The 7,672-nt window shown below is 67.9% G+C and carries 5 protein-coding genes and 1 pseudogene; 5 read left to right on the forward strand and 1 reads right to left on the reverse strand.

The window, feature by feature from the left end:
* From AC27VN_RS26455 to AC27VN_RS26475, 5 genes are all read left to right on the forward strand, one after another.
* Nucleotides 1–1,096: SfnB family sulfur acquisition oxidoreductase (locus AC27VN_RS26455; protein ID WP_490878450.1), on the forward strand; the 1,096-nt coding region annotated here is incomplete at its 5' end.
* A 32-nt stretch (nt 1,097–1,128) separates the two neighbouring features.
* Nucleotides 1,129–2,094, forward strand: a complete 966-nt coding sequence (locus tag AC27VN_RS26460; protein ID WP_490878451.1) for an aliphatic sulfonate ABC transporter substrate-binding protein — start codon at nt 1,129–1,131, stop codon at nt 2,092–2,094.
* 419 nt (nt 2,095–2,513) lie between these two features.
* Entirely contained in the window at nt 2,514–4,763 is a 2,250-nt protein-coding gene (locus AC27VN_RS26465; protein WP_490878452.1) for a hypothetical protein, read from the forward strand.
* Between the two features lie 158 nt (nt 4,764–4,921).
* The gene (locus tag AC27VN_RS26470) at nt 4,922–5,728 is read left to right on the forward strand and encodes a MetQ/NlpA family ABC transporter substrate-binding protein (protein WP_490878453.1); all 807 of its coding nucleotides are present in this window, start codon (nt 4,922–4,924) and stop codon (nt 5,726–5,728) included.
* A gap of 30 nt (nt 5,729–5,758) precedes the next feature.
* Nucleotides 5,759–7,378 (forward strand): ABC transporter substrate-binding protein, encoded by a 1,620-nt coding sequence (locus tag AC27VN_RS26475; protein ID WP_490878454.1) that lies wholly within the window; start codon nt 5,759–5,761, stop codon nt 7,376–7,378.
* Nucleotides 7,379–7,398: 20 nt separating this feature from the next.
* On the opposite strand, the pseudogene AC27VN_RS26480 reads toward AC27VN_RS26475, so the two are convergent.
* Nucleotides 7,399–7,672: pseudogene (locus AC27VN_RS26480) on the reverse strand (glutathione ABC transporter ATP-binding protein GsiA); the annotation flags it as partial.

The raw sequence follows: 7,672 nt of genomic DNA on the forward strand, positions 1-7,672 counted from the left end.
GGCCGCGCGCGACAGCCAGCGCCTGCTGCCCGAGCGCGAGCTCGACCAGGTCTCGGGCGCCGGCCTGTGGGCCATGAACCTGCCGCGTGCCCATGGTGGCGCGGCCGTGTCGTACGCCACCGTGGCGCGGGTGTTCGCGATCCTGTCGGCGGCCGATGCCTCGATCGGCCAGATCCAGCAGAACCACAACAGCGCCGTGTTCTGGCTCTCGACCATCGGCAGCGAGGCGCAGAAGGCCTTCTTCCTCGGCGAGATCCTGCGCGGCTGCCGCTTCGGCAATGCCAACGTCGACGCACCGCGCGACGGCGCCGTGCAGCCGTTGCTGATCGAGCGCACGCCCCGAGGCTGGCTGCTGCGCGGCGAGAAGATCTACGCCACCGGCGCGCTGTTCGCGCACTACGTGTCGGCCATCGGCCTGAACGCGGCCGGTGCGAAGACGGTGGCGATCATCCCGGCGGGCACGCCGGGCCTGACCATCGAGGACGACTGGCAGAGCTTCGGCCAGCGCACCACCGCGAGCGGCCGCGTACGGCTCGACGACGTGCTGCTGCCCGATCTCTGCGTGCTGCCGATCCACCGCGCCTACAGCGAGCAGCCGATGGGCGCGGTCTCGCAGATCAGCCATGTGGGCATCGACCTCGGCATCGCCCAGGCCGCGCTCGACGACACGGTGCGCTTCCTGCGCGAACACGCATCGATCGCGCAGCCGACGGGTGCACCGCGCGCGATCGTCGATGCACTGGTGATCGCGCAGGTCGGCGAGATCCAGATCCGCCTGCATGCAGCCGAGGCGATGACGCAGCGCGCGGGCCTCGCGCTCGACGAGGCCATCGCCCGGCCCGACCGCGAGCGCCGCGCCGCGGCCTCGCTCGCGGTGGCCGAGGCCAAGGTGCTGACCTCGGAGATCGCGCTGCATGCCTCGAGCAAGCTGTTCGAGCTCTGCGGCACGCGTTCCGCGCAGGCGCCGCATGCCTTCGACCGCCACTGGCGCAACGCGCGCGTGCACACGCTGCACGACCCGGTGCGCCACAAGTTCACCGTGGTCGGCGATCACCTGCTCAACTGCATCCTGCCCGAGAGCGCGGGTGCGCTGTGACCCTGACCCTCTTTCGCTGAATCGATCCCGCCATGCTGACCCGCCGCCAATTCACCCTCGCCGCGGGCGCCGCCTCGCTGGTCGCCGCCCCTTCCGCCTGGAGCGCCGCCATCGGCCTCAAGGGCTCGACCCTGACGCTGGGCTATCAGAAAACCGGCATTCCGCTGGTGGCGCGCCAGCTCAAGGTGTTCGAGAAGCGCTTCGAGCCGCTGGGCATCCGCATCGAATGGGCCGAGTTCACTTCGGGCCTCAACCTGCTGCAGGCGATGGACACCGGCGACGTCGCCTTCGGCAATGCGGGCAATGTGGGCTGCATCTTCCTGCAGGCCTCGGGCGGGCGCGTGGCCTATGTGGCGGCGCAGCCCTCGACGCCACGCTCCGAGGGCATCCTCGTGAAGGAGGATTCGCCGATCCGAAGCATCGCCGACCTGCAGGGCCGCCGCATCGGCTATGCCAAGGGATCGAGCTCGCACAACCTGGTGGCGGCCGCGCTCGAGCGCCAGGGGCTGGACATCAAGGCCGTGACCAGCATCGGCCTGGGCGCGGCCGACGCGGCCTTCGCCTTCGATGGCGGCGACATCGATGCCTGGGCCATCTGGGACCCGTACTTCACCATCGCGCGCCGCCGCAACAAGACGCGCGTGATCGCCTGGCAGGGCGACGTGCTCGAGGACAGCGCCTCCTTCCTGCTCGCCAACACCGGCTTCGCCAAGGCCTGGCCCGCTCATGTGAAGGCGCTGGTCGAGGGCTCGGCCGAGGCCGGCCGCTGGGCCAGGGCCAATCCCGCCGAGGTCGCGAAGTCGGTCGCGGCCGCCACCGGCATGCCGCTGGACGTGGTGACCGAGGTCAATGCCAATGCGGGCTTCGACGTGGTGCCGCTGTCGAACGCGATCCTCGCTTCGCAGCAGCGCACGGCCGACAGGCTGTTCAAGCTCGGTGTGCTGCCCAAGGCGGTCGCGGTGCGCGAGGCGGTCTGGGACGACGCGGATCGCGGCTGAGCTTCGCCGAACAGGCGCACAGGATCGCGCGTCGATGAAGCCGGTCAATTGCCTGAATATTAATTAAAAGAACGGCAATTCAGATCAATTGCGACTGATTCCATGGTCTTTCTAAAAGGCATGTGAATTGCTTCTCCGCGCGGTCCGCAATGGCGAGATGCGCACACCACCAGAGACAGGCGTCGCTCGGCGACGCATCGGCAGAACCGCATGCGCGAATCGGACACCACTCGGAGCGAGTCGTGCCTCGATCGCGGATCGCTCCCATCGTCGAAACAATGTCTGGGAGAAGATCAATGAATGGACAGCGTTGCATGCGCTTGTTGAAAGCCTGCGCGGTGCTTCTGGGATTCGCGCTCGCGAGCGGATGCGGAGGAGGAAGCGATGGCGGTGCGGGATCCCTGGCCCTGGTTCCACCCGTGCCCACGACCACCGCCACCGGCGGAACGGCAGACCCGGCGCCGACGATTCCGGTGACGACCCCGCCCGAGCCGGAAGATCCTTCCGTCGTCACGCGCTTCACCGCGACCGTGCCCTTCGGAGAGAAGGGTGGCTACCTGTCCTCCGAACAGGTCGTCTATGGTCTCGGCACCACGGTCGTTTCCGATGCGCGCTACAAGGACGTGATCTACACGGTGCCGCTGCAGGGCACGGTGCGCTATCCGACCGGGCCGGCCAGCGTGCAAGGCACATCGAAGGTCCAGCCCTCGGCCAGCGGCGGCCATCCGGTGGTGGTGTTCCTGCACGGCATGCATGATTCCTCCGATCTCAACAATGCCAAGGGCTACGACTACCTGCAGAAAAGCCTGGCCGAGAACGGCTATGTCGCCGTCTCCATCGACGCGGGAAAGATCAACGGGCTCAACGGCAATGCCTCGGATGCCGGTGCGCTGGCGCGCGGCCAGTTGCTGATGACCACGCTCGACCTGCTGCGCGAAGGCAATGCGAGCGGTGTCTTCAACGGCGTCGCGCTGCCAGGGCTGAAGGGAAAGATGGACCTCGAGCGCGTGGGCCTGATCGGGCATTCGCGCGGCGCCGAAGCGGTGGCCTATGCGGTGGAACTCAACCGGCAGCGCGTGGGCATCAGCTACCAGAACATCGAGGCGACACGCGCCCTGCGCCTGGCGGCCCTGCCGCTGCAGGCCGCGCAGGAGGCGGCGCAGAAACGGGTCGACGAGGCCCTGACCGCCTCCACCGACGCGGCCGTGCAACTGCTGTTGGCGAAACTCCAGCTCAAGGCCGCGCAGGACCGGTCGCCGCCCGCGCCATCGTCGGAAATCGATGCCCTGGCCCAGGAGGTGGAGCGGCTGCAGCGCGAGGCGCTCGACGCCAAGGCCAGGCTCGACGCCGAGCAGCTGGCCCTCGAGAAGGCGGATGCCGCGCTCAGGAACATGAACACGGTGCTGCGGCGCATCAACGCGAACAGCGAGCAGTGGCTGCAGCAGATCGCGTCCGAGGAGGAGCTGCGCCGCTCTGGGGTCGTGCTGCCCTCGGCCACCGGGCTGCCGCATCGCATCCGCGCTGTCTTTTCGCTGGCGGCGATCAACAAGAAGCAGCTGTCGCGCGTCACGCACGTGCCGTTCATGACCTTGCTGCCGAGCTGCGACGGCGACGTCTACACGCTCGAAGGCGGGCAGATCTTCGACGAGAGCCGCTACACCGCCGAGGACGACAGCGCGCCCAAGTACCAGGTCCTCGTGCGGGGCGCCAACCACAACTTCTACAACGACTACTGGTCGAAGACCGACGATTCGCAGATCCGGGCGCCGCTCTACTGCAAGGCCGCACAGGCGGAAACCTTGCGCCTGAGCCGCCAGGACCAGCGGCGCAATGGCCAGTTCCTGATGGAATCGTTCATGCGCTACTTCGTCGGCGACGAGTTCCAGTTCGCGCCGTACTGGAAGGGACAGGCGCCGATCCCGGCCGCGGGCTGCCCGGTGGGCGAAGACAGCTGCGACGAGCGCGCCGTGCTGACGATCCACCAACCGGCCGCGCAACGCAAGTTGCTGCAGAACTTCCGCAGCGCCGACGCCAGCGCGAAGAATCCGAGCGGGCTGTCGACCGCCTACGAGAAGTTCAGCCAGGCCGTGCAATGCCGCTTCCTCGCGCTCAAATCCGATCGCGACGCGGCATGCAACGACCCCGTGAGCCAGCTCGCCGTCGATCGCCTGTTCAAGGAAGGCGCGCTTTACGACTTCAGCTATGACGCGAAGACGCTGCTGACCTGGTCGATCACGGACCAGGCCCAACTGCAATGGACCGCGGCCGGCGCCGCGATGACGATCCACACCGGCGACCTCTCCACCCAGGGCTTCGACACGCTGAGCCTGCGCGTCGCGGTGGTGGCACCGATCGGGCAGGAGGTCGAGATCGCGTTGACCGACACGCAGGATCGCAAGGCGGCGATCAAGGGCAGCGACTTCAGCGACGCGCTCTACGGCATCGCGCGCAAGCCCGACGGCGCGATCCCGCTGATCGACGCGCCCGCGGATGCGATCTATGCCGACACCGGCACCACCCGGCCGCTGCTGAACATGGTGGCGGTTCCGCTGAAGGCCTTCGCGCTGCATGGCGTGGACCTCGCGCATATCAAGCAGGTGACGCTGCGGTTCCCGAAGGCCTCGGGCAGCGTGGCGGTGACCGACGTGCTGTTGCAGCGCATGAACTGAGGATCGTGCCCGCCGCTTGCTCGCAAATCACATAAGCAAGCGCCGATTCATCGCTTGGGAGGGCGGCATCGCGCCGCTAACCTGCGCAGCGCCGGACGTTCCTGCGAGGACAGGGCGATCCGGCGTTTTTCATTTCTGACGATGAGGGAATTCCAACCATGACGTTTTCGTTTCAGCGCGCCTTCTCGGTGATGGTGCTGTCGGTGGCCGGTCTGGGCGCGATGTCCGCGCAGGCGCAGGAGACGCTGCGCGTGGCGGCCTCGCCGGTGCCGCATGCCGAGATCCTCGAATTCATCCGCCCGCAGCTCAAGGCGCAGGGCGTGGACCTCGAGGTCAAGGTGTTCAACGACTACGTGCAGCCCAACCTCGCGGTCGGCGACAAGCAGCTCGACGCGAACTTCTTCCAGAACCGTCCCTACCTCGATTCCTTCAACAAGGACCGCAAGACCGACATCGTCGAGGTCCCGAACAGCGACGTGCACATCGAGCCCTTCGGCGCCTACTCGCAGAAGATCAAGAAGACGGCCGACCTGCGCGAAGGCGCGGTGGTGGCCATCCCCAACGATCCGTCGAACTCGGGCCGCGCGCTGGCGCTGCTGGCCAGGCAGGGCCTGCTCAAGCTCAAGGATCCGAGCAACATCAAGTCGACCGCGCGCGACATCGTCTCGAACCCGAAGAAGCTGGTGATCCGCGAGATCGAATCGGCGCAGCTGCCGCGCGCGCTGCCCGACGTGGACCTCGCGCTGATCAACACCAACTACGCGCTCGAGGCCAAGCTCGATCCGGGCCGCGACGCGCTGTTCATCGAGGACGGCCGCAACTCGCCCTACGCCAACTTCATCGCGGCGCGCAAGGACAACCTGCAGTCGCCGGCCATCGCCAAGCTGGTGAAGACGCTGCACACGCCCGAGGTGCGCAAGTTCATCCAGGACAAGTACAAGGGCGCGGTCATTCCGGCGTTCTGAACGACCTTGGTTGGCCACACGCATCCGAACATGACATCTCCCTCTCGCAACAAGAACATCGGCCCGCTGCGTCGCCGCACGCTGGCCGCCGGCGCCGCCGCGCTCTCTGCCCTCGCGCTGCTGGCCGCGCCCGCGGCCTGGGCCCAGCCCCGGCAGGGCGGCACGCTGAACTGGCTGGTCAATCCCGTGCCGGCTTCCATCGTGCCACTGACGACCACGGCCGGCGGCAACGCCGAGATCGGTCCGAAGATCGTCGAAGGCCTCTTGACCTACGACTACGACCTCAAGCCCAAGCCGCTGCTGGCCACGGCCTGGTCGCTGAGCGCCGATGGCCTGCAATACACCTTCACTTTGCGCAAGGGCGTGAAGTGGCACGACGGCAAGGACTTCACGTCGGCCGACGTGGCCTTCTCGATCCTCACGCTCAAGCAGGTGCATCCGCGCGGCCGCGGCACCTTCGCCAACGTGGTGGAAGTGCGCACGCCCGATCCCTACACGGCCGTGGTGGTGCTGAGCAAGCCGGCGCCCTTCCTGCTGACGGCCCTGGCCGCGACCGAATCGCCGATCGTGCCCAAGCACCTGTACGAAGGCACGGACATCGCGGCGAGCAAGTACAACAGCCAGCCGATCGGTACCGGCCCCTTCGTGTTCAAGGAGTGGGTGCAGGGCAGCCACATCATCCTCGAGCGCAACCCGAACTACTGGGACAAGCCCAAGCCCTACCTCGACCGCGTGGTGGTGCGCTTCGTGCTCGATGCCGCCGCGCGCGCGGCGGCGCTCGAGTCGGGCGCGGCCGACCTGGCCAACGGCACCGGCGGCATCCCGCTGTCGGACGTGGAGCGCTTCCGCAAGCTGCCCGGTGTGGAGATCGACACGCGCATCTCGCCGTACCTCGGCAGCCACCAGCAGATCTACTTCAACCTCGACACGCCGGCGCTGCAGAAGGTGGAGGTGCGGCGCGCGATCGCGCAGGCGATCGACGTGAATGCCTTCGCCAAGACGGTCTGGTACGGCCTGGGCACGCCCTCGGCCTCGCCGATCGGCAAGGGGATCTCGCGCTACCACGATGCGAGCATCCAGCCCTATCCCTACGACCCGAAGGCGGCCGAGGCGGCACTCGACGCGGCCGGCTTCAAGCGCGGCGCGGGCGGCACGCGGCTCAGGCTGCGGGTGCTCTACAACCCGTTCCAGGAGCGGCGCGCGGCCGACTTCGTGCGCCAGTCGCTGGGCCGCATCGGCATCGATGCCGCGGTCGAGAGCTACGACTTCGCGACCTACGTGACCAAGGCCTACACCGAGCGTGCCTTCGACATCACGCTCGAGAGCCTCACCAACCTGTTCGATCCCACGGTGGGCGTGCAGCGCGTGTTCTGGTCGAAGAACTTCAAGGTCGGGCTGCCGTTCTCGAACGCGGCGCATTACGTCAATCCCGAGATCGACCGGCTGCTGGAAGCGGCGGCCGTGGAGGTGGACGAGACCAGGCGGCGCCAGCTCTTCGTCGACTTCCAGCAGATCGTGCACCGCGACGTGCCCTCGATCGAGCTGGGCGCGAATCCGGCGATCACGGTGCTAGCGAAGAAGGTGCGCGACTACGGGCCGACCGGCGAGCACATTCGCGGGAGCTTCGCGGATCTGTACTTCCAGCCCTGAAGCCGCGCCCGGCCGGCCGCTCAGGCGGCCGCCGGAAAGCGCGGCACTGCCGCGGCCAGCTCGGCGGTGTAGGGATGCCGCGGGCGCTCGAACAGCGCCTGCGGCGCCCCTTCGTCGACGATGCGCCCCGCGCGCATCACCAGCACGCGCTCGCACAGCAGCCGCACCACGCCGAGGTCGTGCGAGATGAACAGGATCGCGAGGCCGAGCTCGCGGCGCAGCCCCGACAGCAGCGCGAGCAGGCCGGCCTGCACGGAGACGTCGAGCGCCGCGGTGGGCTCGTCGAGGATCAGC

The sequence above is a fragment of the Variovorax sp. 20P10.2.4 genome (assembly GCF_058244205.1).

Coding starts and splice junctions, on each gene's coding strand:
- AC27VN_RS26460 (WP_490878451.1), top strand. CDS start 1,129: ATGCTGACCCGCCGCCAATTCACCCTCGCCGCGGGCGCCGCCTCGCTG.
- AC27VN_RS26475 (WP_490878454.1), top strand. CDS start 5,759: ATGACATCTCCCTCTCGCAACAAGAACATCGGCCCGCTGCGTCGCCGC.
- AC27VN_RS26470 (WP_490878453.1), top strand. CDS start 4,922: ATGACGTTTTCGTTTCAGCGCGCCTTCTCGGTGATGGTGCTGTCGGTG.